Annotated in this window: 24 protein-coding genes; 12 read left to right on the forward strand and 12 right to left on the reverse strand. The window is 60.9% G+C overall.

Translation table 11 applies throughout. The annotated features are described in order from the left end of the window. Positions 1-20 precede the first annotated feature (20 nt). Positions 21-1,637 carry a M23 family metallopeptidase gene (locus GRF63_RS00225; protein WP_237392236.1) on the reverse strand — a complete coding sequence of 539 codons (1,617 nt, stop codon included), beginning with the start codon at positions 1,635-1,637 and terminating at the stop codon, positions 21-23. Between the two features lie 204 nt (positions 1,638-1,841). On the opposite strand from GRF63_RS00225, the gene GRF63_RS00230 reads away from it, so the two are divergent. The 7 genes from GRF63_RS00230 to GRF63_RS00260 all read left to right on the forward strand — a co-directional run bounded on the left by GRF63_RS00230 (position 1,842) and on the right by GRF63_RS00260 (position 8,120). After that, the gene (locus GRF63_RS00230) at positions 1,842-4,484 is read left to right on the forward strand and encodes a helicase-related protein (protein WP_419865938.1); all 2,643 of its coding nucleotides are present in this window, start codon (positions 1,842-1,844) and stop codon (positions 4,482-4,484) included. Continuing rightward, positions 4,484-4,807, forward strand: coding sequence for a S4 domain-containing protein (locus GRF63_RS00235; RefSeq protein ID WP_160484023.1), 324 nt, complete (start codon positions 4,484-4,486; stop codon positions 4,805-4,807). The genes GRF63_RS00230 and GRF63_RS00235 overlap by 1 nt, the downstream gene beginning before the upstream one ends. Then, positions 4,804-5,142 carry a ferredoxin FdxA gene (gene fdxA, locus GRF63_RS00240; protein WP_160484024.1) on the forward strand — a complete coding sequence of 113 codons (339 nt, stop codon included), beginning with the start codon at positions 4,804-4,806 and terminating at the stop codon, positions 5,140-5,142. The genes GRF63_RS00235 and fdxA overlap by 4 nt, the downstream gene beginning before the upstream one ends. A gap of 46 nt (positions 5,143-5,188) precedes the next feature. Continuing rightward, positions 5,189-6,013, forward strand: coding sequence for a YihY/virulence factor BrkB family protein (locus GRF63_RS00245; protein ID WP_160484025.1), 825 nt, complete (start codon positions 5,189-5,191; stop codon positions 6,011-6,013). A 213-nt stretch (positions 6,014-6,226) separates the two neighbouring features. Further along, positions 6,227-6,760: a CarD family transcriptional regulator gene (locus GRF63_RS00250; protein ID WP_160484026.1), complete on the forward strand. Its 534-nt coding sequence runs from the start codon at positions 6,227-6,229 to the stop codon at positions 6,758-6,760. 184 nt (positions 6,761-6,944) lie between these two features. Next, positions 6,945-7,685 (forward strand): head GIN domain-containing protein, encoded by a 741-nt coding sequence (locus tag GRF63_RS00255; protein WP_202131528.1) that lies wholly within the window; start codon positions 6,945-6,947, stop codon positions 7,683-7,685. A 72-nt stretch (positions 7,686-7,757) separates the two neighbouring features. Next, positions 7,758-8,120 (forward strand): hypothetical protein, encoded by a 363-nt coding sequence (locus GRF63_RS00260; protein ID WP_337189586.1) that lies wholly within the window; start codon positions 7,758-7,760, stop codon positions 8,118-8,120. On the opposite strand, the gene GRF63_RS00265 is transcribed toward GRF63_RS00260, so the two are convergent. Beyond that, positions 8,117-9,058 (reverse strand): L-threonylcarbamoyladenylate synthase, encoded by a 942-nt coding sequence (locus GRF63_RS00265; protein ID WP_160484027.1) that lies wholly within the window; start codon positions 9,056-9,058, stop codon positions 8,117-8,119. The genes GRF63_RS00260 and GRF63_RS00265 overlap by 4 nt on opposite strands. Before the next feature lie 26 nt (positions 9,059-9,084). Between GRF63_RS00265 and GRF63_RS00270 the strand changes: the two genes are divergently transcribed. Beyond that, positions 9,085-9,912, forward strand: coding sequence for an ATP-binding protein (locus tag GRF63_RS00270; RefSeq protein WP_160484028.1), 828 nt, complete (start codon positions 9,085-9,087; stop codon positions 9,910-9,912). Between the two features lie 20 nt (positions 9,913-9,932). Here the strand turns inward: GRF63_RS00270 and GRF63_RS00275 are convergent, their stop codons facing one another. Beyond that, positions 9,933-11,396 carry a PQQ-dependent sugar dehydrogenase gene (locus GRF63_RS00275; protein WP_160484029.1) on the reverse strand — a complete coding sequence of 488 codons (1,464 nt, stop codon included), beginning with the start codon at positions 11,394-11,396 and terminating at the stop codon, positions 9,933-9,935. 62 nt (positions 11,397-11,458) lie between these two features. On the opposite strand from GRF63_RS00275, the gene GRF63_RS00280 reads away from it, so the two are divergent. Together GRF63_RS00280 and GRF63_RS00285 are read left to right on the forward strand one after the other, a co-directional pair. Then, on the forward strand, positions 11,459-11,941 hold the full coding sequence (locus tag GRF63_RS00280) for a GAF domain-containing protein (protein ID WP_160484030.1): 483 nt from the start codon (positions 11,459-11,461) through the stop codon (positions 11,939-11,941). Positions 11,942-12,062: 121 nt separating this feature from the next. Next, positions 12,063-12,971 carry a glycine zipper 2TM domain-containing protein gene (locus GRF63_RS00285; protein WP_160484031.1) on the forward strand — a complete coding sequence of 303 codons (909 nt, stop codon included), beginning with the start codon at positions 12,063-12,065 and terminating at the stop codon, positions 12,969-12,971. Between the two features lie 24 nt (positions 12,972-12,995). Here the strand turns inward: GRF63_RS00285 and GRF63_RS00290 are convergent, their stop codons facing one another. From GRF63_RS00290 to GRF63_RS00315, 6 genes are read right to left on the reverse strand one after another with little or no spacing between them, the layout of a single operon-like run. Further along, the gene (locus GRF63_RS00290; RefSeq protein WP_160484032.1) at positions 12,996-13,997 is read right to left on the reverse strand and encodes a ParB/RepB/Spo0J family partition protein; all 1,002 of its coding nucleotides are present in this window, start codon (positions 13,995-13,997) and stop codon (positions 12,996-12,998) included. Then, complete coding sequence (locus GRF63_RS00295; protein WP_160484033.1) at positions 13,994-14,770, reverse strand: ParA family protein; 777 nt, start codon at positions 14,768-14,770, stop codon at positions 13,994-13,996. The genes GRF63_RS00290 and GRF63_RS00295 overlap by 4 nt, the downstream gene beginning before the upstream one ends. Beyond that, a complete protein-coding gene (rsmG, locus tag GRF63_RS00300; RefSeq protein ID WP_160484034.1) occupies positions 14,767-15,393 on the reverse strand; it encodes a 16S rRNA (guanine(527)-N(7))-methyltransferase RsmG in 627 nt (208 codons plus the stop codon). Before rsmG ends, GRF63_RS00295 begins: the two co-directional genes overlap by 4 nt. Continuing rightward, complete coding sequence (gene mnmG, locus GRF63_RS00305) at positions 15,390-17,243, reverse strand: tRNA uridine-5-carboxymethylaminomethyl(34) synthesis enzyme MnmG (protein WP_160484035.1); 1,854 nt, start codon at positions 17,241-17,243, stop codon at positions 15,390-15,392. Before mnmG ends, rsmG begins: the two co-directional genes overlap by 4 nt. A gap of 41 nt (positions 17,244-17,284) precedes the next feature. Continuing rightward, positions 17,285-18,559 (reverse strand): tRNA uridine-5-carboxymethylaminomethyl(34) synthesis GTPase MnmE, encoded by a 1,275-nt coding sequence (gene mnmE, locus GRF63_RS00310; RefSeq protein WP_160484036.1) that lies wholly within the window; start codon positions 18,557-18,559, stop codon positions 17,285-17,287. A 7-nt stretch (positions 18,560-18,566) separates the two neighbouring features. Next, positions 18,567-18,836 carry a DUF6489 family protein gene (locus GRF63_RS00315; protein WP_160484037.1) on the reverse strand — a complete coding sequence of 90 codons (270 nt, stop codon included), beginning with the start codon at positions 18,834-18,836 and terminating at the stop codon, positions 18,567-18,569. Positions 18,837-18,906: 70 nt separating this feature from the next. Here GRF63_RS00315 and GRF63_RS00320 point away from each other — a divergent pair, with 70 nt between their 5' ends. Then, a complete protein-coding gene (locus GRF63_RS00320; protein ID WP_160484038.1) occupies positions 18,907-19,605 on the forward strand; it encodes a dienelactone hydrolase family protein in 699 nt (232 codons plus the stop codon). 73 nt (positions 19,606-19,678) lie between these two features. Here the strand turns inward: GRF63_RS00320 and rho are convergent, their stop codons facing one another. The 3 genes from rho to hemE all read right to left on the reverse strand — a co-directional run bounded on the left by rho (position 19,679) and on the right by hemE (position 22,623). Continuing rightward, entirely contained in the window at positions 19,679-20,935 is a 1,257-nt protein-coding gene (rho, locus tag GRF63_RS00325; protein WP_160484039.1) for a transcription termination factor Rho, read from the reverse strand. A gap of 175 nt (positions 20,936-21,110) precedes the next feature. Beyond that, positions 21,111-21,554, reverse strand: a complete 444-nt coding sequence (locus GRF63_RS00330) for a CopD family protein (protein WP_160484040.1) — start codon at positions 21,552-21,554, stop codon at positions 21,111-21,113. Between the two features lie 52 nt (positions 21,555-21,606). Continuing rightward, positions 21,607-22,623 (reverse strand): uroporphyrinogen decarboxylase, encoded by a 1,017-nt coding sequence (gene hemE / locus GRF63_RS00335; protein ID WP_160484041.1) that lies wholly within the window; start codon positions 22,621-22,623, stop codon positions 21,607-21,609. A gap of 299 nt (positions 22,624-22,922) precedes the next feature. Between hemE and GRF63_RS00340 the strand changes: the two genes are divergently transcribed. After that, positions 22,923-23,777 (forward strand): pyruvate, water dikinase regulatory protein, encoded by an 855-nt coding sequence (locus GRF63_RS00340; protein ID WP_160484042.1) that lies wholly within the window; start codon positions 22,923-22,925, stop codon positions 23,775-23,777. Positions 23,778-23,783 lie beyond the last annotated feature (6 nt).

Below are 23,783 nucleotides of genomic sequence, written 5' to 3' on the forward strand. Positions count from 1 at the left end.
GCGCGGCGCGGGCAATCCGACTAGTTCACGACCTGGCGGTTCTCGATCCGGTCGATCTCTCGCACCGGCTCTTGCGTCATGGAGGGATCGGGCGCCAGATCGGACAGTGCCTCTCCCGGTTTCACCATTTGCAGACGCACCAGTTGCTGGCGGAAATTTGCCATCTCCTGCGCCGAAAGCTGCGCGCGCTGGACGAACTTTACGCTGGCTGGATCGATCTTCTTGCCATTGCGGTACATTTCGTAATGCAGGTGCGGCCCGGTGGAGAGGCCGGTTGACCCGACATAGCCGATCACCTGCCCGCGCCGCACGGATTCGCCATTGCGCACGGCGATCCGGCTCATATGCGCATAACCCGTGGACAGGCCGCCGCCGTGGCGAATGCGCACGAAATTGCCGTAGCCGCCATTGCGGCCGGAGAAATTCACCGTGCCATCGGTGGCGGCATAAATGGGCGTGCCATGACGGGCGCGGAAATCCAGCCCGGAATGCATGCGGCGATAGCCCAGGATGGGATGGCGACGCATGCCATAGCGGGACGAGATGCTGCCCGGCACAGGCGCGATCAGCCCCTCCTGAACCACACCCTCGCCCGCGGCATCGTAAAAACGGCCTTCCCGGCCAAAGCGCATCATTTGCTTGCGCGGGCGATCATCGCGGATGATGGCTGCGTAAAGCAGATCGCCCACCTCCACCTCGCCCGTGGCGGCGCGGCGATAATCCACGATCATGTCGAATTCGTCGCCTGCGGCAATTTCGCGGTCCATATCCAGATCGCCGTTCAGCGTGCGGAGGAATTGCTGCACCGCGCTTGGCGGAGCACCGGCAGCGCGGGCGGATCGGTACAGGCTATCCCCCACCGTGGCGCGGATGCGCAGCGGCGTGGTGTCCACCTTGATGGGGCGCGGGTTCAGCACCAGCTGGCCATTGCGCCGCTCCACCACCAGTTGCAGATCGAAGCGGGCGCGGAAGGACAGTGCATCCACGGGGCGCGGCGCGTCAGGCGCGATGCGGCGGCCCAGCGTGATATCCACCGGCGTGCCCGAAGCGATTTCATCCAGCGAGACGGCGTTGCCCACCATGCGCGCAATGAGTTGCGCCTCCCCCGTGCTGACGCCTGCACGGCGCAGCATACGGTCAAAGCCGTCGCCCTGCGCCAGCGTGGCGACAAGATCCACGCTTGGCCGTTCCGGCGCGGCGGCCAGCGGTTGCACCGCCATGGTTGCGCCCATGCGGCGGCCCGTATCTGCGCCCAGCGCCAGTGGCATGATCATCTGGCTGCGAAATTCATCGCGAACCCTGTCATCGATACGCATCGCTGGGGCGGCTTCCACGGTGGAAAATCCCGGCCAGCCGGCAATGGCGACGGCGGAAAGCCCCACCAGCGTGGCAACCCCGCGCAGCCATCGCTTAGAACCGATATCGCGGCCAAGATCAGGCGCAAGATCCGCGCGTGAAAGCTTCGCAGACACGGCATTGCGCCAGCTGCCATAGCTTTGGGAGATGCTGGCAGCCTTGCGTGATCGGCGCTTCGGGCTGGCTTCGCCTTCGTCCAGAACTTGCGAGAGCGTGAGTTCGGTGGGCGCGTGATCGCGCGGCACCGAAGCCTGCTCCTGCTTGTCATCGTCCGTTGGCAAGGCGCCCTCCTGATTGGCCGCAAGGGTTTGGCTTACACCCCGTGTCGTGGCGCGACTGTAATTGTTCGAAAGCCTGAAGCAATAAAGTAAATTTCGCTTTAACATCGGCGAACCGCGTCTCGCCAGCGCCGAGTGGAGGTTGCGGGGGTAAGCCGCCCGGTCAGCTTGCACAGCAGACGCCAAAGCGCCATGTGATGTAACACTGTGAATTCTCTCCGCTCCGACAGCCACATCCGCGCGGTCCTCGGCCCGACGAACACCGGCAAGACGCATCTCGCTATCGAGAGGATGTGCGGACATTCATCCGGCACGATAGGTTTTCCGCTGCGACTGCTGGCGCGGGAGGTTTATGATAAGGTGTGCCGCATCAAGGGCGAAGATGCCTGCGCGCTGATCACGGGGGAGGAGCGGATCGAGCCGCCCAATGCGCGCTATTTCCTGTGCACCGCAGAAGCCATGCCCCGCAACGGCGGCAACCGGGCATTCGTGGCGCTGGACGAAGCGCAGATCGGCGCGGACAGAGAGCGCGGCCATATCTTTACCGACAGACTGCTGAACGCGCGCGGGCGGGAGGAGACGATGCTGCTCGGTTCCTCCACGCTGGAGCCGATGGTGCGCAAGCTGGTGCCAGAAGCGCAGATCGAGGAGAGGCCGCGCTTTTCCACCCTCACTCACGCGGGCAGTGCCAAGCTTTCCCGCCTGCCGCCGCGCTCTGCCATCGTCGCCTTTTCAATCGAGCAGGTTTACCAGGTGGCAGAACTGCTGCGCCGGTTTCGCGGGGGTGCAGCGGTTGTTATGGGCGCACTTTCACCGCAAACGCGAAATCGACAGGTGGAATTGTTCCAATCCGGTGAGGTTGATTACATCGTCGCCACCGATGCGATTGGCATGGGCCTCAATCTGGATGTTCACCACGTGGCCTTTGCTGCCCTCTCCAAATTCGACGGGCTGCGGCAGCGCCGGCTGGTGCCCGCCGAAATGGCGCAGATCGCCGGGCGCGCCGGGAGGCACCAGACCGATGGCAGCTTCGGCACGCTGTCGGGCAGCAGGCGCGGCGCCCCGCTGGAATTGAGCGAGGACGAGATCCACGCCATCGAGAACCACCAGTTCGCGCCTGTCACGCACCTGTTCTGGCGAGAGCCGAACCCCCGCTTCGATACGCTCGATGTGCTGATCGGCGATCTGGAATCGCGCCCGATGGAAGAAGGCCTGGCTTTGGCGCCGGAAGCCATAGACCTCGCCGTGCTGAAGCGCTTGGCGGAGCAGCCCGATATCGCCGCAGACGTCAAGACAGCGGGAAATGTCCGCCGGTTCTGGGAAGCATGCCAATTGCCGGATTTCCGCCAGCAGGGCGCGGATGCGCACGCCCGCTTCGTGGCCCGCCTGTGGAGCGATCTGCGCCATGATTACATCGGCGCGGACTACGTGGCCGCCCGCATTTCAGAGCTGGACAATCCTTCCGGCGATATCGACACGCTGCAGGGCCGCCTGTCCGCCATTCGCAGCTGGGCCTATATCTGCCAGAGGCCGGACTGGGTGCTGGCCCGCGATGAAATGGCTGCGCGGGCGCGCTCTGCCGAAGCGAAATTGTCGGATGCATTGCATCAGAAGCTCACGGAACGTTTCGTAAATCGGCGAACATCGGTATTGATGAAGGGTATGGGAAAGGATGCAGGACTTTTGCGCGTTGAATTGAAAGACGATGGCCAGGTTACCGTGGAGGATCAGCCGATCGGCCATCTCGATGGCTTCCGCTTCGTGGTTGATGCCGATGCCAGCAGCGAAGAGCGCAAGCTGATGCTTGCCGCTGCGGAAAAGCACATGGCCAGCCTGCTGGCGCAAAAGGCGCAGAAGCTGGTCGCGGATGAGCTGGGCGAACTGCGAATCGAGAACGGGTGCATCCTTCGGGGTGATCAGCCCGTGGCGCAGCTGGAGAAGGGAAAGAGCCCCAGCCGCCCTCGCCTCCTCATGGCAAAGGAGCTGGGCCAGCTCGACCCTGCGCATCGCACCCGGCTGGAGGATGCGCTGCAACTCTGGCTGGAAGAACAGCTTGCCCCGCTCGCCCCGCTCCGCGCGCTGGAAGATGCCGCGACAGATCCCGAGGCCGGCACCGAAGTGCGCGCGCTGCTCCTGACGCTGGCGGATCGCAACGGCACGACCAGGCGCGAAGATGCAGGCCTTGCCCATGTGCCCAAGGAAAAGCGCCCTTTCCTGCGCCGCCTTGGCGTCACCATCGGATCGCTGGACGTTTTCGTGCCAGCCTTGCTGAAGCCCGCCCCGCGCCAGCTTCTCAAACGTCTGGGCATCGATAACCGCCCGGTTAGAGACGCGATGGAAGCCGTGCATGATGGTGAAAACCAGCTTGCCGCAGGGTATCGCCGCGCTGGCAAGCAGGCCATTCGTATCGACATGGCGGAAAAGCTGTTCCGCGCCGCGCATGAAAGCCGCGCCAAGGCTCCACAGAGTAAGGATGCACGCGGGTTCCGCGTCGATAGCGCGCTGGCAACCAGCATGGGTCTGCTACCCGAAAGTTTCCGCAGCCTGATGCGCGATGCGGGCTTCCGCCCGGGCCAGCCGGTGGAACTGGCTGAGGGTGCACTCGGGCCGCCGCAGCCCGTTGCCTGGACCTGGCGTGCCCCGCGCAAGGACTTCGCACCCAGGAAAACAGATCGTGGCCCGCGCAAGCCCCGTAAAGATTTCAAGGGCAAAGATTTCAAGGGCAAGGATTTTAAGGGCAAGGGTGGCAGAAATGCAAACCCGTCCGAGCCCGTACCAGCCCGGCGCGAGCCAAAGGGCGATGGCGGGCAAGCATTCGCAGGGCTTGCGGACCTGCTTAAAAAGGGCTGATGCGGCTCGATCTGCTCCTCGTGCGGCTACGCTTTGCCAAAAGCCGCACGATTGCCCAGCGCTGGATCGCGGACGCGCACATGCGCTGCAACGGGCAGCGCGTAACCCGTGCCGATCGCGGCATGACAGTCGGCGATGTGCTGACCCTGCCGATCGGACGCGGGGTTCGCGTTATCGCGCTGGAGAGCCTTCCGGAACGGCGCGGCCCGGCAAAAGAGGCCCGCACACACTATCGGGAGCTTGACGCTAGACCGTCTATCGCCATAGCAGGGGCCGAATCGCGGCCACGCATGGCCGAGCATGAAGGACGAACGAACCAATGACCTATGTCGTCACCGACGCCTGCATCAAATGCAAGTACACAGACTGCGTTGAAGTCTGCCCGGTGGATTGCTTTTACGAAGGCGACAACATGCTCGTCATCAACCCGTCCGAATGCATCGATTGCGGTGTGTGCGAACCCGAATGCCCGGCAGAGGCGATTCTGCCGGATACCGAAGGCGGCATCGAGAAATGGCTGGAGATCAACACGAAGTTCTCCGCCGAATGGCCGAACATCACCGAAAAGAAGGACCCGCCCGCCGATGCTGATGAGCATAAGGGCGAAGAGGGCAAGTTCGAGAAATTCTTCTCCGAGGAGCCGGGCGAAGGCGATTGAGTTCTGTCGGCTTTGAACCAATCGCCGCTGTTTGCGTTGGCGGGTAATGGGCATTCTCGATAAACTGAATCGCGCTTGGGCCGCTTCCGCCAAGGACAATATCTCCATCCTCGCGGCGGGCGTTGCCTATTACGCCTTTCTTGCCATGGTGCCATTGCTGGCGGCCATCGTGCTCACCTATGGGCTGGTGGCCGATCCGGCATCGGTTGCGCAGGACATCAGGTCGCTTGCATCCAGCCTGCCGCAATCTGCAGCCGAGCTTATCGGCGGGCAGCTGAAATCGATGGTCCAGACCTCCGGCACCGCCAAGGGACTTGGTCTGCTGCTGGCAATTGCCCTGGCCCTGTTCGGTGCGCGCAATGGTGCAGGCGCGGTGATCACGGCAATTTCCTTGGCTTTCAACGATACGCAGAGCCGCGGATTTCTGCGGGCGAACCTGCTGGCACTTGCCATTACGGTGGGCGCAATTGTGGGTATGGGGTTGGTGGCCGTGGCCCTGACGGCGACGGCGGCGATCACCGATCTGATCCCCAGCCTGTCTGGCGCTGGCAAGATATTGGGGCAGATTGCCACGCACGTCGTTCTCGCCGGGCTTGGCGCAGTTGGGGCAGCCGCCCTTTATCGTAAAGTTCCGAACGACATTACGCCCACCTATCGCGATGTCCTGCCCGGCGCGCTGGTGGCCAGTGCCGGCCTTGTGCTGCTGACGCTGGCATTCGGCTTCTACGTTGCCAATTTCGGCAGCTACAACGCGACGTACGGATCGCTTGGCGCGGTGATCGTGCTGCTGACCTGGCTGTATCTATCGGCCTATGTCCTTCTGTTCGGCGCTGAAATTGCTGCGGTCACCACGCAATCCCGGTCCGACTGAAGGCAGCAAAGCCCAAGTGAATTGCAAGACTCGCAATTGACCAGAGAATGTGCTATATAATCCGCCAACTGCACGATCTTCACGGATCGGCAGGCGGATAGGAAGGCAGGTCTCCGCTTTTAGCTACAGGAACGGCACTCAACAAACGTCGCGAGAATTTGCGGCGCAGAGAGAGCTTTTCAGCTGCGGAACCTCCTTAAGAAAGGAATGTCCATGGCCGCGAATGCGACCGCCTTTGAAGTTGGCGATTACGTTGTTTACCCAAAGCACGGCGTTGGCCGTGTGATCGAACTGCAGAATGAAGAAATTGCCGGGATGCAGCTCGAACTTTACGTGCTCCGGTTCGAAAAAGAACGCATGACCCTGCGCGTGCCGACCAACAAGGTCGAAAGCATCGGCATGCGCAAGCTTTCCAGCGACAAGACGCTGAAGGAAGCGATGGAAACGCTGAAGGGCAAGCCCAAGGTCAAGCGTACCATGTGGAGCCGCCGCGCCCAGGAATATGAAGCGAAGATCAATTCGGGCGACCTGGTATCCATCGCCGAAGTGACGCGCGACCTGTTCCGCCCGGAAGACCAGCCGGAGCAGAGCTATTCGGAGCGGCAGATTTTCGAGGCAGCATCCTCTCGCCTTGCGCGCGAACTGGCGGCGATGGAGAAAACCGATGAGCCGACCGCGCTCACCAAGATTCTCGACGTGCTGAAAGAGCATGCGCCGCAATATTACGAGAACACCGAAGACGCCTGATTCCTGTCGCAAGACGGGTTGGTGACTGAAAAGGGGCCGTTCGCATTGCGCGAGCGGCCCGTTTCTCTTTGCCTCACCGCATGCCCTCAGTCTGCCAACGGAGAAGCCGGCTCGACCAGCGGCTTTGCGAAAATACCCGCATCAGTGTATTGTTCGGGTAACACGCAAAGGACAGGAGTGGGGAATGGGTTTCGAGACTTTCTTCAGCAAGGCGGCCACTTTGACAGCGCTGGCGGCGGCAACCGTGTTGGGTGGCTGCGATAATCTGGACGTGGATATCGATACCGACGGCGTGCCGCTGGCGGAGCTTGATATGAGCGGCGGTGCACCATCCGGCGTGGTGCTGGCCGGTTCCGACACGGTAATGATCACCACCGGGGACGAATTCGACATTGACGTGGAGGGCACTTCGGGGGCGCGTGACAGGATGCGTTTTTCATTCAAGGACGATGCGCTGGTGATCCATCGGGAGAACGGTGACTGGAGCAGCGACGATGGCACGGCCACCGTAAACATCACCATGCCCGCGCCTGAAACGCTGGTGATGGCCGGATCGGGCACGATGAACACCGATGGCATGGCCGAAAAAGCGGAAATCGTCATCGCCGGTTCCGGCACGGTTACCGCCGCCAGCATTGCTGCGACGAAGATGGAGGTGACAGTGGGGGGCAGCGGCACGCTCAGTGCGTCAGGCACCACGCGGGATCTCGAGTTGAACATGGCCGGCAGCGGCAAGGCGGATATGGCGGGCCTTCAGGTTGACGATGCGGAGGTCACCATCGCCGGTTCGGGAAACGCTGAATTCGCGTCGGACGGGAAAGTTCACGCCAATCTGGCAGGCTCCGGCACGGTGCGCGTGCGTGGATCGGCGACGTGTGAACGCAAAAGTATCGGTTCAGGAGAACTTATTTGCGAAGATGGATAGGCGGACCTCCACTCCGACGTATCCTGGGGCGGCCAGCCGCAATACGTATTGCAAACAGTCATTTGCCCATCCATGATGGACAAATCTCCTGTAGCGGATCCGCAAATGACGAAATCTTCGCTGACTCTTGCCATTATGGCAGCGCTGACATTGAGTGGCTGCGTAGCAAAGACAGCCTTCGACATTGCGACTGCGCCTGTTCGGGCCGGAGCCAAAGTGGCCGATTGGGCCACCACCAGCCAAGATGAAGCCGATCGCGCGCGCGGCCGGGAAATTCGCCGCCGGGAAGAGCGGTTGGGTGAATTGACCGAAGACCTTGATAAACTCGAGGACGACTGCTTGGCCGGAAACGATCGCGCCTGCCGTGATGCCGTGGCCACCCGGCAGGAGATCGAGGCGCTGCTGCCTTCCGTACCGGTAGAGCCCGAACCCTAGGGCGCGGCGGCGCGCTCCAACCTGTCATTAATCGCCCGGCCCATCCCCTCTGCCGGGATCGGCGCGACATATATGGCCTTGCAACCCGATGCCGCGGCCTGATGCAGCGCCGCGAAAAGCCGTGATGCGGCCTCCGCCAGATCGCCGGTGGCAGACAGGTTCACATCGCCCGCAACTTCACCAAACCCGATCATGAAGCCATCTTGGTCGGCGCGGATACGGCCCAGTAGTACGGGCTTTCCGGGAGAATAGTGTTTCTTGAGCTGGCCGGGCGCCTCAATAGTCGCGCCGCGCGACTTTTCTGGCGGGCCGAGCGTCTCCGTCAATTCTTCTGCCGTGATCGGCCCCGGTCGCAACAACCGCCAGCCGCCGTCTGTATCAAGGGCCACGATGGTGGATTCGAGGCCAGCATCGCAAGCACCACCATCCAGCACCGGGGGTGACTGGCCGCCAAAGGAGGCGAACACATGATCGGAATGGGTGGGGCTCACTCCATTGCTGCGATTGGCCGATGGTGCGGCCAGTGGAATGCCCAGTTCACGCAGCAATCGCGCGGCGATGGGATGTGCCGGTTGCCGCAGCGCGATGGTGCCCAGCCCCGCCGTCACCGCCGGGACGATATCGGCCCCCTCCCTTAGTGGGAGGACGAGCGTCAACGGTCCGGGCCAGTATGTGTCAGCCAACTGCTCCGCCGCGGAATTGAAAATCGCCAGCTTTCGCGCCATTTCCGGGGAAGCGACGTGAACGATCAGCGGATTGAAATCCGGCCTGCCCTTCGTGCGGTAGATCTCCGCGACCGCGTCCGGCCTGTCCGCCCTTGCGGCAAGGCCGTAAACCGTCTCCGTCGGCATGGCGACAAGGCCGCCATCGCGCAGGATATCGGCCGCGCGCGCAATGCCCTCTTTATCAGGCGAAATGGTCGTTTGCTTGCCGCTCATGACGCTCGGCTATAGGGACGATCGCGATGGAAGACCAAGCCCAACTCCTCGCCCGAATTGCCAAAGCGCTGGAAAATCTTGCCCCCGGCGCGATGAACGATGTCGATTGGTGTGCATCCCCTGCCTATGTCTGGGATGCCACCGGGGCCCGAGGCATCGCGAAGATCGATGCACCCGCGCTCGATCTGCTGCGCAGCGTGGACAAGCAGAAGGCTGCCGTGGTCCGCAACATACAGCGTTTGGCCAAGGGTGATCCGGCGCATGACATGCTGCTGTGGGGCTCTCGCGGGATGGGCAAATCCGCACTGCTGCGGTCCGCAATTGCGAGTGCGCAGGATCAGGGCGGCAATATCGCGCTGGTTCAGGTGGCGACCGATGCGGTGGCATCCCTGCCCGCCCTCTTTATGCAGCTGGCAGGTGTGCAGCGCAACTTCCTCGTCTTCCTCGACGATCTTGGCTTTGCCGAAACCGATACCGCCACCCCGCGCCATTTGCGCAGCTGGCTGGACGGCGGAGTGGAAGCGCGGCCCGACAATGTGCGCATCGCCGTTACCGCAAACCGGCGCGCCATCCTGTCACGCCATGCTGCCGAGCAGGACGACCCGGTCAATCCGAGAGACGCCGTGGATGACAATCTGGCGCTGGCGGACCGTTTCGGCCTGTCCTTGGGCTTCCACAACGCCAGCCAGGATGATTACCTTGAAATCCTGCGCGGCTATGCGCAGCAATACGGCCTGGATCTGGATGAGGGCGAGGCACTGGAATGGGCCAAGCGTCGCGGTGCCCGATCTGGCCGCATCGCCTGGCATTTCATCACGGAACTAGCGGGGCGCGCCGGGAAACCGCTCTCCTGAGAGCAACACGCCCGCCGCGATTACATGATATCGCTGGGATCGATGGCGCCTTCCTCAAATGCGCGGGAGGGGTCGTCCGTCAACTGGCGGCGCGGCGGCAGGCGATCGCCAGTGTTGCGCTCAATCGCGGCGGCTCCGGTGGCGCCGGGTGCAGTAACGCGCCAGATGATGTTGCCGGTGTCATCACTCACCAACAGGCCGCCGGTACGGTCCCACTCCACCCATGTCGGCCGACCAAAAGTCTCTCCCTCGCGGGCGAGGAAGGGGGCCAGCACGCTGCGCGGTTCGCCAACGGGATTGCCCCGCTCGTCAAATTCAATGAAGACCACGTCATAGCCCGACGCAGGAATGCGGTTCCATGAACCGTGGCGGGCAACAAAAGCGCCCTGCCCGAACATGTCACCCATCTTGCTGCCTTCTTCGGTAAACACCATGCCCAGCGCGGCGACATGCGCGCCCAGCGCATATTGCGGCGTGCGGGTATATTCGGTGAGGTAACGCGGCATCGGCGCTTCCACCCGCTCATCGATCACGTCGTTGTAATAAACCCACGGCCAGCCGTAATGCACGCCGATGGGCACGTTAGACATATAATCCGGCACCAGGTCCGATCCCAGCATGTCGCGCTCATTCACGGTTGTCCAAAGCTCTCCGGTCCAGGGGTTGAACGCCATGCCATTGGGATTGCGAAGGCCCGCACCATACAGCCGTGCCTGGCCCGTTTTCACATTCAGCTCGTGAATGGCGGCGCGGCCTTCCTCGATATCCATGCCGCCTTCGCCGATGTTGGAGGCGGAACCGACAGCGACAAACAGCCGCTCTCCATCTTCGGAAAGGATGATATTGCGCATCCAGTGGTTTCCGGCGGGCGGCAGATCGGCCAGCTTTTCCGGAGCGCCCGACACCACGTTCGCACCCTCCTCGTAATCGAAGCGCAGCACCGCGTTGTGATTGGCGATGTAAAGCTTGCCATCGGCCCAGGCGATGCCGGAGGGCGAATCAAGATCGTCCTCGCGCAGGATGTGACGCTCGTCCGCAACGCCATCCTCATCGGTATCACGCAGCAGAACAAGCTGGTTCGCCGATGGTCCGGAGGACCCCGCTTCGCTGAACAGGATGCCAGCGATGAAATTGGTGAGCCATCCGCCGCTTACTTCGCCTTCGGGCGCGCGCGTGAGAGTGACGAGCACATCGCCATTGGGCATGGAGTAAATCACACGGGGATGATCAAGACCTTCGGCAAACCGATTCACCACCAGCCCCTCCGCCGCTTGCGGAGCCGCGCCTTCGGGCCAGCCGATCGGCTTGGCGATCTCTACCGTGGGCACAGTCTGCGGGTCCGGCGCGGCCAGCACCGGCTCTGTACCGGTCGTCTCTTCCAGTGTGAAAGTGGCCGGTTCTCCCTGGAACATCCACCAGATAACAGCCGCTGCCAGCAGCAGCAGAACGACGATTGCGATGATGATCTTCTTCATAGTGCTCATATCGGCAGGATTACGCGAGGTCCGGCTTTGCGGCAATCTCTTTGCCAGCTAAGGGCGTGTCCATGTTCGATTTCACACCCGATCCCGATGCCAGCAAGGCAGAGCTATATCAGGAGCTGCTGAGCGCGGCTGATGCCTTGACGTCGGATGAGCCCGATGGCGTCGCCAATATGGCGAATGTCGCATCCCTGCTGGGCGAGTTTCTGCCCGACTGCAACTGGACAGGTTTCTATCGCATGGTGGATGGGGAGCTGGTTCTAGGGCCATTCACCGGCAGGCCGGCTTGCATCCGTATTCCCCTTGGTGTGGGCGTGTGCGGCGTTGCCGCGCAAACCGGTGAAACGCAGTTGGTGGAGGATGTGCAAGCCTTCCCCGGCCATATCGCCTGCGACGCGCGCAGCCGATCCGAACTTGTCGTTCCCATCGTGAAGGATGGGGCGGTAAAGGGCGTAATTGATCTCGACAGTCCGGATCTCTCCCGCTTCGACGAGGATGACCGTGCCGGTATCGAAAGCCTTGCAAGGATGCTTTCCGACCGCGTGTGACCAGCGCATCCTGCCCCTGAACGGGACAGCTTTCCAGAAACTCTGGGATTCCCGCGTGTTTCGTAGGTAAATATGGGGTTAACCGGGCCTTGGCCCGATTCCTCATGAGGAACCCTGCACGATGTCGACCCGCTTTACCTTGCTGCTTTCCAGCGCAGCCCTGATGGCAGTTGCCACACCGGCCGCCGCGCAGGACGAGCCCGTGATCCAGGCAGATTATGTCGAAAATAACGGCATATCAGGAGCTTACGATGGCGAATGGCAGGGGGACTGGTCAGCCGACGATAGCTGGCGAGGCACGTGGACTGGCCGCTACACCACGCCCAGCGGGGAAGTCTTGGAAGGCGAGTATGTCGGCAGGTTTGTGGGCGAAGGCCGCTTCATCACCGATGACGGCCGCACTTTCACATTTGGTGACAGCGGATGGCGTGGTGACGACGGCGGTTACGAAATTCAAGGCGCCGCAAGCCAGCTGGGCCTCGCCGCATCGCCGGATGGTCGGTTGGCGTACACATTGGCCGAAAGAGAAGCCTGGCTCTCGGACTGCCGCCTGCTGATGGCAGACCAAGGTGGCTACGCCCGCTATCACGACAGGGACGATGATATCGGCGGCGGATTGATCGGCGGATTGCTGGGCGCAGTGGTAGGCGGATTTGCAGGAAATCGCATCGATGACGACGGCAGCCGACTTGCTGGCACCCTGATCGGCGCTGGGCTTGGCGGTGTCGCCGGCGCGGTGATCGGATCGGCCATAGATTCCGCAGACGAAGATGATGGTTACGCATATCGCGAAATGGACGCCAACGAGCTTTGGGCTGCCCGCTATTGCGATGCCTATCTGCGGCGTTACGAAATGAGCAGTGCGGTTGGCCCGTCCCATGGCCATCACCACAACCGTCACGGCCCGGAATGCACCACCACAGTTCGCGAAGAATGGGTCGAGGTTGAGCAGCCGGCACCCGCTCCGCGCCCGGCAAGCAGGATCATCCCTCGCCCACAACCAAGCGGCAAAACTGCACGCGTCAAATAACGCGTCGCCTCCGCGGGCGGTGGCTTAAATTCCCCCGCCGGTAAGGCGCTGGCAGATCAGATCCAGCTGATCCAACGTGCGGAACCGCACGGTAACGGAGCCTGATCTTGGATCGTCATCTGCGGTGATCTTCACAGGCAGGCCGAGAAATTCTTCAAGGTGATTCTCCACCGCCGCAATGTCAGCGTCCTGCGCCGGATCGCGCGAAGGCCGCGCCTGCCGACGGACCGGAGCCTCCCCACCATTGCGGGCCTTGCGCGCAAGCTTCTCCACATCGCGAACGGAGAGATTCTCCTTCACCGCCTTGTCGGCAATTTCCGTTGCCTCATCCAGACCGATCAGTGCACGGCCATGACCCATGTCGAGGCGGCCAGCCTGCAGATGATCCAGCACACCCTCCGGCAGTGAGAGTAAACGCTGGAGATTGGCCACGTGGCTGCGTGATTTCTCCACTAGGCCGGCAATTTCGGCCTGCGTCATATCTTCCAGATCGGAGAGGCGCTGATACGCCCTCGCCTCTTCGACAGGGTTCAGGTCTTCGCGCTGAACATTCTCGATCAGCGCCAGCGCCATGACGTCACGATCGTCCAGTTCGCGGATTATCGCTGGAATCTCATGCATTTGCGCCTTTTGAGACGCACGCCAGCGACGTTCGCCGGCAACAAGCTGATATTTGCCCGTATCGGTCGGCCGAACGATGACAGGCTGGATCACGCCCCGCGATGCAATTGATGCGGCAAGCTCGGCCAGCGTTTCATCATCGAAATGGGTGCGTGGCTGATCGGGATGCGGTTCGATATCGGCAATTGCCAACATCGCCAGCCCATCAGCACGCGGCGCGCTATCGCTTGAACCGCCAGATGATGATGAACCCGCTGAGCCCGGTGAGACCAAGGGCTCCTCACGCTTCATATCACCCATCAGCGCGCCCAACCCCTTGCCCAGCTTGCGCCGTGGTGCGGGCGGGCGAGATGTCACGGTATTCTCGGTATCGCTATCGTCTGCGGCGTTCTTCGCTTTGCTCATGCCGCTTTCCTCTCTTCGGGCAGGCGTCCAATCAGCTCTCGCGCCAGCGCCATATATGCACGGCTGCCGGGGCATGAATGGTCGTAAATCAATGCGGGAAGCCCATGGCTCGGAGCCTCCGACAAACGGACATTGCGCGGGATCACGGACTGGAAGACCAGATCTCCCAGGCACTCCCGCACATCGTCGGAAACCTGATCGGTCAACCGGTTACGGCGATCGAACATTGTCAGCGCAACACCGATAATGCCGAGATCAGGGTTGAACCGCTGCTGCACCTGTTCAACCGTCTGCAACAGCTGGCTAAGGCCTTCCAAGGCGAAAAATTCGCATTGTAGTGGTACCAACAGTGTATCGGCGGCGCATAATGCGTTCAGCGTCAGGAGGCCCAGCGAAGGCGGGCAATCAATGAAACAGATGTCGTGGCCCGTGTGATTAGCGAATGCTCGGCGGAGGCGATGGGTGCGCTCTTCAACATTCACCAGCTCGATCTCGGCGCCACTGAGGTCCACCGTGGCTGGCAGCAGATCAAGGCCGGGAATGGTCGATGCCACTATGCATTCTTCAACCGGCACTTGGTCCACAAGCACGTCGTAGCTCGACATATCTCGCTCTGCTGAGCCCAACCCCACGCCCGTGGACGCATTGCCCTGCGGATCGAGATCGACCAGCAAGGTACGCCATCCGCTCGCGGCCATCGCCGTTGCGACGTTGATGGCAGAGGTGGTTTTTCCCACCCCGCCCTTCTGATTGGCAATGGCTATGACGATCATCGAAGCGTAGGCCTCCCCTTGCCGATTAAGATCCCTGCGTCGGGATCGGTGGCCGATTGTTCCACGTGGAACATTTCTTGGATCCCTGCAGGTTGCTCTGACAGTTCCATCGCTCCCCTGCGGCCTTTCGGCAATAACCACACGGTAGAGCGTGTGGAAAAGCGTGCGGATAACTCAAGCAGTTTACCAAGGGGAGCAAAGGCTCTCGCTGTTATAACACCCACATCGCGGCTTTCCACACTTTCGAGACGTGCGCCCAAAACAGTGCAGTTTGTCAGCGCAAATTGATCGCAAATCCGCTTTAGCCATTCAACCCGACGCTTGCGCGATTCGACAAGGATCATGGGCATATCGGGCCGCACTATCGCTATTGCCAAACCGGGGAAGCCTGCGCCGGTGCCTAGGTCCAGCCATGGCTCTATTCCACGTGGAACATGGTCCAGCAATTGCAAACTGTCCGCAATGTGGCGGGTCCAGACTTCTGACAAACTCTGCTTGGACACGAGGTTCTGCCGCTCATTCTCTTCAGCTAAAAGCGGTGTGAAGCGTTCAAGGCGGTCAATCGCGCCAGCGTCGCACCTTTCGGCACAGAAAGCGCGCGCCTGTTCCTCTGTCGTGATCATGCCGCCTGGTTCCGGCGCTTCGCATGAACCAACAACGCCGCAAGCGCCGCAGGGGTGATCCCGCGCACGCGCCCTGCCGCTGCGAGATTATGCGGCTGAGCGGTACTCAACCGCTCCACCATCTCATTCGACAGTCCGGGAACCTCGGCGAATGGAAAATCCTCTCCAAGGAGCAAGCCTTCGCTGCTGCGCAGATCACGCAGTTCTGCATCTTGGCGTGCCAGATAGGGTGCGTAAGCTGCATCCTCGACCAGCTCGTCCGCCAGCGGCGTACTTGTATCACACTCAGCAGGGAGCCACGGTGTAAGACTTGCAAGCGTAATGTCAGGCATGGAGAGCCACTCCGACAGGGTCTTGCGCCCCGCGTCTCTCTTCAAGTGAAGTCCCGCGCTGTGCAATTCGGTCGCAGAAATCTCGCGCGCCAGCGCGGTGTTCCACGTGGAACGTTCGTCTTCACGGCGAGCGAACCACTCCGCGCGTTCAGTACCGACGCAGCCACTTTCCAGCGCAATAGGAGTAAGCCGCGAAGTCGTATTGTTGGCGCGCAACCGCAGCCGGTACTCTGCCCTCGCCGTGAGCATACGATAGGGCTCACTCACGCCGTGCAGGGTGAGATCGTCAATCATCACGGCCATGTAGCTGTTTGAACGATCTATAGCAGGCGGAGCTTGCTCACGGATGGCAGCAGATGCATTCAAGCCTGCAATCAGCCCCTGTGCGGCTGCTTCTTCATAGCCTGTCGTGCCATTGATCTGACCAGCGCAATAAAGTCCGCCAATGGCCTTCAGTTGCAAGTCCGGGCCCAGAGCGCGTGGATCGATATGATCATACTCCACGGCGTAGCCCGGCACCTCCATGACGACCTGTTCCAGACCCTCCATCTCTCGAAGCATTCCGAGTTGGACATCAACCGGAAGCGACGTGCTGATGCCATTTGGATAGACCAGATGCGTATCCAGTCCTTCAGGCTCGAGAAAAACCTGGTGCCCGTCCCTATCGGCAAAACGATGGATCTTGTCCTCGATCGATGGGCAATAGCGTGGTCCGGCCGCATCGATGGCGCCGCTGAATAGTGGTGAACGGTCAAGGTTTTGTGCGATGATATCATGCGCGCGGGGATTGGTCCGCGTGATTGCACAGAACACCTGGGGGTTGACGCGCCGCGTGGTGAGATCGGACATCGTCCAATGCTCCGCGTCAGACGGCTGCTCTTGCAAGCGCGCCCAATCAATAGTTCGCCCGTCGAGTCTTGGGGGCGTGCCTGTCTTAAGCCGAGCCATCGGAAGTTCCGCGCCGCGAAGCTGTTCCGCCAACTTCTGCGCGGAGTTCTCTCCTATCCTGCCACCCTCCAAACGCTCCTCACCGCGAAAGAGTGTGCCGCCAAGGAATGTGCCGGTACACAGGATCACGGCGTTGGACCGAAGCTCTGATCCGTCGGAAAGTCGAACTCCCCCTACGCGATCACCGGAAAGGATCAGCTCACTCGCCTCTCCTTCCACCACGTGCAGGTTTTCCAATTGCGCCAGCATCGCCTGCACGGCGCGTTTGAACAGCTTGCGATCCGCTTGAACGCGCGGACCCTGAACCGCGCTTCCCTTGGAACGGTTGAGCATGCGGTAGTGTATCGCGCCTGCGTCTGCTGCGCGACCGATCAGGCCGTCAAAAGCATCAACCTCCCGCACCAGGTGGCCCTTGCCCAGCCCGCCGATGGCCGGGTTGCAGCTCATCGCACCAAGCGTCGCGGCGTCAAATGTGACAAGCGCGGTGCGCAGCCCGGTGCGCGCGGACGCCGCTGCAGCCTCGCACCCGGCATGTCCGCCGCCAATGACTATGACATCGAAATGGTTCATTGCATGAAAGCGTTTAGCCGATCTGTTCCACGTGGAACAGGCTATTTCCCGATACAGAAGCGACCAAAAAGCGTGTCGAGCACGTCTTCCGTCGAAGTTCTGCCGACGAGCGCGTCAAAGGCCTGGCGCGCACGGCGAAGGTTCTCCGCGATAAGCAACGGATCGCGCTCGTCACGCGCGGTGGCCAAGGCTTCTGCGGCATCACTCAATCGCTCCCGCTGACGGGCATTCAGAACGGCGACGCCTGCCTTCGGCATCGCCGATCGAGCGACTTCAATCAATCTGGCGCGCAAGACCCCCATCCCCTCACCCGTATGGGCGGAGATTGAGATGTCAGGATTTGACTTTCGAATCAGGTCAGCCCGGTCAATCTGCGCATCGATATTCCAGCTTCCAGCAGGAGCTGCGCACTCCTCACCCAGCCAGAGCACCAGGTCTGCCCTGGCGATCTCATCATGCGCGCGTGCGATACCGATCGTCTCGATGGCGTCGTCGCCCTCTGCCCGCAGGCCGGCCATATCGGCGAAGGTAAAGGGTATGCCCGCAAGCGAGACGGATTGCGTCAGAACATCACGAGTCGTGCCGGCTATATCCGCCGTAATCGCCGCCTCGCTCTCCACCAGCGCGTTGAACAAGGTCGATTTACCGGCATTGGGCGGCCCGGCCAGCGCCACACGAAAACCTTCTTTCAACGTCTCAGCATGCGGTGCGGCCATAGTCTCATGAAGGGAACCGTGGAGCGCAGCCAGCGAGTTTGCGAAGCTATCCGGCAAAGTCGACACATCGTCCTCGTCATCAAAATCGAGGACGGCCTCGCACAGAGCCGATAGCCGGAGCAACTCGACGCGCCATTCCTCGACTTGCCGCGATAGTGCGCCGCCTGCCATCGCCATGGCACTGCGCCGCTGAAACTCTGTTTCGGCTGATAGAAGGTCCGCCAGCCCTTCGGCCTCAGCCAGATCGATGCGGCCATTTGCGAAAGCGCGGCGAGTGAACTCGCCAGGCTCTGCCCGCCGGCATCCGTCGATTTGACCAATCGCATGTTCCACAGCAGCGATAACTGCCCTGCCGCCGTGACAATGGAATTCGGCCAGATCGTCACCCGTCACGGAGTTTGGACCAGGGAAGTACAGCGCCAGCCCATCATCCAATGTTTCACGTGAAACACTGCGGAATGTCGTTCGCTTTGCCCGGCGCGGTGCAGGTATGCCGCCCGCGATTGTCTCCAAGACCGTGGTCACGGCCGGGCCGGTAATGCGGATAACGCCTATGCCGGCAGGTGGCTGCCCGCTGGAGAGCGCGAAAATCGTGTCCATGGAATGTTTATTCGGATGAACCCCTGGGCTTGTCGGTCGGAACGGCGCCCGCGCCCTTGGCCGCGTTCTCCATGAAGTTCTGGAACATCTTCATGCCCATCTGTCCCATCGGCGCGATCTGCTTTGCATATTGCTCAAGCTGATCGATGTTGGACACGCCCTTCATCGCCTTGGAAATGGATTCGATATAGATCTCATTCGCCTGCTCCACATCGGGCAGGCCCATGAAACGCCGCGCCTCTTCTGGCGAGCAGTCGATCTCGATATTGACCTTCATTGCGGACACCTTTCTCGATACGCGCGTAGTCTAAACACAAGACCATTTCTGACGCCCAGGAGAACCATATATGAGCGAGACAATGCGGATTACCACCCTGGATGGTGCCGAACCCTTCGATTGCTATGTCGCCCGCCCTGCGCAGGAGCCACAATCGGCGATCATCGTGATACAGGAAATTTTCGGTGTAAACGCCGGTATTCGCCGCAAGTGCGACAAGCTGGCCGAGGAAGGCTATCTCGCCCTCGCCCCGGACCTGTTCTGGCGACTGCAGCCGAACGTCGAACTGGACCCCGATATCGAACCCGAATTTCAAACCGCGCTGGATCTGATGGGCAAGTTCAACCAGGATCAGGGTATCCGCGATATCGAAGCCGCGATCAAACACGCGCGCATTGTTGTGGCGAATGGCAAGGTCGGTGCGGTGGGTTACTGCCTTGGCGGCCGACTGGCCTATATGACCGCGGCGCGCACCGATATTGATGCCAGTGTGGGATATTACGGCGTGGGCATTGATGGTCTGCTGCGCGAGAAGAATTCCATCGCCAATCCGCTAATGCTGCATATTCCGACAGAGGATGGCTTCGTCGACAAGGACACGCAAAAGGCGATGCACGAAGGACTGGACGATCACCCCAAGGTGACGCTGTATGATTATGAAGGGCTGGACCACGGTTTCGCCACCGAATTCGGTAAGCGCCGCGACGAGGAAGCCGCGACGCTGGCCGACAAGCGCACCGCGGAATTCTTTGCCAAGCATCTTGGCTGACGCTCGCTAAGAAAAAAGGGGGCCTCGCAGCCCCCTTTTTCTTTTGTAATCAGACGCTTCGGCCAGAATTGGTCTACTGGTTCATCGTCTCGAAGAAGTCTTCGTTGGTCTTGGAATCCTTCATCTTGTCGAGCAGGAATTCCATCGAATCGATCGTACCCATCTGCATGAGGATACGGCGCAGCACCCACATCTTCGACAGCTGATCCTTGTCCACCAGCAGTTCTTCCTTGCGGGTGCCGGATTTGCCGACGTCCAGAGCCGGGAAGATGCGCTTGTCGGCCACCTTGCGGTCCAGCACGATTTCGCTGTTGCCGGTGCCCTTGAACTCTTCGAAGATCACCTCGTCCATACGGCTGCCGGTATCGATCAGCGCGGTTGCGATGATGGAGAGCGAGCCGCCCTCCTCGATGTTACGCGCCGCACCGAAGAAACGCTTCGGACGTTGCAGCGCATTGGCGTCCACACCGCCAGTCAGCACCTTGCCGGAACTGGGCACCACGGTGTTGTAGGCACGGCCCAGGCGCGTGATGGAATCGAGCAGGATCACAACGTCCTTCTTGTGCTCCACCAGGCGCTTGGCCTTTTCGATCACCATTTCGGCAACCTGCACGTGGCGTGATGCAGGCTCGTCGAACGTGGAGGAAATCACCTCACCATTCACGCTGCGCTGCATGTCGGTAACTTCTTCGGGGCGTTCGTCCACCAGCAGCACCAGCAGGAAAACCTCTGGGTGGTTATCCGTAATCGCCTTGGCGATGTTTTGCAGCAGCACGGTTTTACCGGTGCGCGGCGGTGCCACGATCAGGGCGCGCTGACCCTTGCCCTGTGGACTGATCAAATCGATCACGCGGGCGGACTTGTCCTTTACCGTGGGATCCTTGGTATCGAGATTCAGGCGGCTGTCGGGATAAAGCGGCGTGAGGTTATCGAAATTGGTGCGATGGCGCACCGCGTCCGGGTCCTCGTAATTCACTTCCTTCAGCTTGGTCAGCGCGAAGTAGCGTTCGCCGTCCTTGGGCGCGCGGATTTCGCCTTCCACGGTATCACCCGTGCGCAGGCCCCATTTGCGGACCTGGTTGGGCGAGACATAGATATCGTCAGGGCCGGCAAGGTAGTTCGCTTCGGGGCTGCGCAGGAAGCCGAAGCCGTCCTGCAGCACTTCAATCGTGCCGATGCCGAGGATTTCCTCACCCTCTTCCGCCACTTCCTTGAGAATGGCGAACATCAGTTCCTGGCGGCGCAGAGTCGAAGCACCTTCGACGCCCAGCTCTTCTGCCATGGACACCAGCTCTGCCGGCGCCTTTTGCTTGAGTTCTTTAAGATGCATTTTCTTTATATTCCAGATAGTTGGGATGCCGGCAGGTCATAAGGGCTTGGAGAAAGCAGACCCGGTTGCGCAGTTGTTTCGCACACCTTTTCGCCGTTTGAGACTTAAGCAGATATGGGTTTCGCCGATGCCGGTCAATTCGCAAATCGCGGGCAAGCGGAAACTCGCCGGAGAATCAGAACGGCTTGACGATCACCAGCACCACGATCAGCGCCACGGCTATGCCGGGCACCTCGTTCAGCAGGCGCAGCTTCTTGCCGGAAAAGGGTCGCTCTCCGCGCGCCAGTTTCTTTGCATAGCCAGCCATATAGCCATGATAGCCGGAGAGAATGAGGACAAGCAGCAGCTTGGCATGCAGCCAACCTTGCGACCAGGCATCCAGCGTAATCGCAAGCGCAATGCCCAGCACCCATACCAGGATGATTGATGGCAGCAGGATGATCTTCAGCAGCTTGCGCTCTCGGTCGACAAACTTCGCAGCTTCGTCAGACCCCTCTGGCGCTTCCTGGTGATAGACGAACAGGCGGGGCAGCATGAACAGCCCGGCCATCCAGAAAATCACGAAGATGATATGGCCGGCCTTGAGCCAGAGATAGGTCATTGCGAGCACATTCTGCATGGTGTGTATCTAGGGGCGGAAATTGTCTTCGTCATCCCCTCTTCCGCGCGCTTCAACCGCGGACGAGCTTCAGAAGATGTTCTACATGGGCGATAGGCGTTTCCTTGTCGATCCCATGGCCCAGATTGAAGATATGCGGACGCTCCGCAAAAGCGGAAAGGATGGTGCGAACGGACTCGTCCATCGCCTCCCCCCCGGACAGCAGCAGCATCGGATCGAGATTGCCCTGCACCGGCATATCGGCGGGCAGTTGTGCATTGATCCACGCAGGGTCGGTGGTTTCATCGATGCCCAGCGCATCAACTCCCGTTTCGCGGGCATAGGCCGGTAATTTCGCGCCAGCGCCCTTCGGAAATCCGATGACGGGGATGCCGGGCCGCTGTTCATGAATCGCGGCGGCGATACGGGCATTGGGTGCGATCACCCATTGTTCAAATTGCGACGGGCTGAGCGATCCGGCCCAGCTGTCGAACAGTTGCACAGCTTCTGCCCCTGCATCGATCTGGCCGATCAGATATTCGATACTGGCCGCCTCTATCGCGCCGATCAGCGATGCGAAGGCCACAGGATCGCGATAGGCCAGCTTGCGCGCCGCGCCCTGGTCTTTCGAGCCCTGCCCCGCCACCATGTAGGTTGCCACCGTCCACGGCGATCCTGCAAAGCCCAGCAAGGTGGTCTCTGGCCCCAGGCGAGCCTTCACTGCCGCCACGGTACGGTAGATCGCATCAAAGTGATGGAAGGCCCGCTCAAGCCCATCCCAGGCCCCATCCACCAATGGAGGCGCAAGCCGCGGGCCCTCGCCAGCCTCGAACCAGAGGTTCTGACCAAGGGCGTGCGGAACGATCAGGATATCGGAAAACAAGATCGCGCCATCGAAGCCGAACCGGTCAATCGGTTGAATCGTAACCTCGGCCGCGGCTTCGCAATCATAGACCAGTTCCAGAAAACCGCCCTTCTGCGCGCGCAATTCGCGATATTCGGGCAGGTATCGACCAGCCTGGCGCATCAGCCAAACCGGCCGCCTTGCGGTCCGCTGGCCGGCAAGCGTTTCGAGGAGACAACCGGGCATCGAAGAGTCCAATCAAACAATAAATATATATTAATAGGATTTAGGACGTTGTTGGTCCTGTGGATATCGGGGATTGCGAGCCTGTGCCCGAATTCTCCCGCGTTGAGAACCCATTTCCAGCGTGGCGACTCATGCTTGGCGTTGAGTCAAACGAGTCTTCTCCCCGCTATCCCCAGACTGTTCACAAACGGCTGCGAAGGCGCATGACTCGGCTCATGATTCCGGTTTGGATCGGGGGCTAACTTAACCGACAGCTTGTCCGCAGATCGATCCCGTGGTTTATGCCTGTGCTTATCCACATGGCCAGACTTCACCTTCATCTTCTCTCTGACTCGACCGGCGAAACGCTGGAAATGCTTGCGAAAGCAGCGCTGGCGCAGTTCGGCGACGCTGATGTGCAGCGGCATTTCTGGCCGATGGTCCGGTCGGTTCAGCATCTTGAACGCATCATCGATGACTTCAAGACCAATCCCGGCCTTGTCCTCTATACGCTGAGTAACGAGGCCACGCGCGAACGGCTGGAGGAATGCTGCCGCCAGCTGGCCCTGCCCCATGTCGCCGCGCTGGACCCTGTGGTGGAAGCGCTGGAGGAACGGCTGGGCCAAGAAGCGCACGGCCGGCCCGGCGGCAAGAACAAGATGGACGCCGAGTATTTCGAGCGGGTGGATGCCATCCAGTTCACCATCGCCCATGACGACGGCATCAGCTGGGACGATTGGGAAGAGGCGGACATCGTCCTTGCAGGCGTATCTCGCACATCGAAAACGCCGACCAGCATCTACCTGGCCAATCGCGGCTACAAGGTGGCGAATATTCCGCTGGTGGTGGAAAGCCCGCCGCCAAAGCTGCTGTTCGAATTGCGCAATCCCATGGTCGTGGGCCTGACTACCGCACCGGCCCGCCTGATCCAGATCCGGCGCAATCGCCTGCTGTCGCTGAACGAGAAGACCGAGACCGCCTATGTCAATGAAGACAGGGTCAGTCAGGAAGTGGCGTTTGCCCGGCGCATGTTCGCCGATAATGGCTGGCCCGTTATCGACGTGACCCGCCGATCGATCGAGGAAGCGGCCGCTGCCATCATCAAGCTTTATCAGGAGCGTGAGGGCCGCCGCGAAGAGAACCGCCCGCCGCAGACCGGTCCCAAGCCGATATGATTGCTG

Source organism: Aurantiacibacter rhizosphaerae (assembly GCF_009807005.1).
Lineage (GTDB): Bacteria > Pseudomonadota > Alphaproteobacteria > Sphingomonadales > Sphingomonadaceae > Alteraurantiacibacter > Alteraurantiacibacter rhizosphaerae.

Excerpts from the sequence above, each read along its gene's own strand:
- GRF63_RS00270 (WP_160484028.1), top strand. The coding sequence starts at position 9,085 with ATGGAAGACCAAGCCCAACTCCTCGCCCGAATTGCCAAAGCGCTGGAA.
- hemE (WP_160484041.1), bottom strand. The coding sequence starts at position 22,623 with ATGCCCGGTTGTCTCCTCGAAACGCTTGCCGGCCAGCGGACCGCAAGG.
- rsmG (WP_160484034.1), bottom strand. The coding sequence starts at position 15,393 with ATGATCACGACAGAGGAACAGGCGCGCGCTTTCTGTGCCGAAAGGTGC.
- mnmG (WP_160484035.1), bottom strand. The coding sequence starts at position 17,243 with ATGAACCATTTCGATGTCATAGTCATTGGCGGCGGACATGCCGGGTGC.
- mnmE (WP_160484036.1), bottom strand. The coding sequence starts at position 18,559 with ATGGACACGATTTTCGCGCTCTCCAGCGGGCAGCCACCTGCCGGCATA.
- GRF63_RS00235 (WP_160484023.1), top strand. The coding sequence starts at position 4,484 with ATGCGGCTCGATCTGCTCCTCGTGCGGCTACGCTTTGCCAAAAGCCGC.
- GRF63_RS00255 (WP_202131528.1), top strand. The coding sequence starts at position 6,945 with ATGGGTTTCGAGACTTTCTTCAGCAAGGCGGCCACTTTGACAGCGCTG.
- GRF63_RS00245 (WP_160484025.1), top strand. The coding sequence starts at position 5,189 with ATGGGCATTCTCGATAAACTGAATCGCGCTTGGGCCGCTTCCGCCAAG.
- GRF63_RS00290 (WP_160484032.1), bottom strand. The coding sequence starts at position 13,997 with ATGAGCAAAGCGAAGAACGCCGCAGACGATAGCGATACCGAGAATACC.
- rho (WP_160484039.1), bottom strand. The coding sequence starts at position 20,935 with ATGCATCTTAAAGAACTCAAGCAAAAGGCGCCGGCAGAGCTGGTGTCC.
- GRF63_RS00315 (WP_160484037.1), bottom strand. The coding sequence starts at position 18,836 with ATGAAGGTCAATATCGAGATCGACTGCTCGCCAGAAGAGGCGCGGCGT.
- GRF63_RS00265 (WP_160484027.1), bottom strand. The coding sequence starts at position 9,058 with ATGAGCGGCAAGCAAACGACCATTTCGCCTGATAAAGAGGGCATTGCG.
- GRF63_RS00330 (WP_160484040.1), bottom strand. The coding sequence starts at position 21,554 with ATGCAGAATGTGCTCGCAATGACCTATCTCTGGCTCAAGGCCGGCCAT.
- GRF63_RS00295 (WP_160484033.1), bottom strand. The coding sequence starts at position 14,770 with ATGATCGTCATAGCCATTGCCAATCAGAAGGGCGGGGTGGGAAAAACC.
- GRF63_RS00250 (WP_160484026.1), top strand. The coding sequence starts at position 6,227 with ATGGCCGCGAATGCGACCGCCTTTGAAGTTGGCGATTACGTTGTTTAC.
- fdxA (WP_160484024.1), top strand. The coding sequence starts at position 4,804 with ATGACCTATGTCGTCACCGACGCCTGCATCAAATGCAAGTACACAGAC.
- GRF63_RS00260 (WP_337189586.1), top strand. The coding sequence starts at position 7,758 with ATGATGGACAAATCTCCTGTAGCGGATCCGCAAATGACGAAATCTTCG.
- GRF63_RS00285 (WP_160484031.1), top strand. The coding sequence starts at position 12,063 with ATGTCGACCCGCTTTACCTTGCTGCTTTCCAGCGCAGCCCTGATGGCA.
- GRF63_RS00340 (WP_160484042.1), top strand. The coding sequence starts at position 22,923 with ATGGCCAGACTTCACCTTCATCTTCTCTCTGACTCGACCGGCGAAACG.
- GRF63_RS00275 (WP_160484029.1), bottom strand. The coding sequence starts at position 11,396 with ATGAGCACTATGAAGAAGATCATCATCGCAATCGTCGTTCTGCTGCTG.
- GRF63_RS00280 (WP_160484030.1), top strand. The coding sequence starts at position 11,459 with ATGTTCGATTTCACACCCGATCCCGATGCCAGCAAGGCAGAGCTATAT.
- GRF63_RS00320 (WP_160484038.1), top strand. The coding sequence starts at position 18,907 with ATGAGCGAGACAATGCGGATTACCACCCTGGATGGTGCCGAACCCTTC.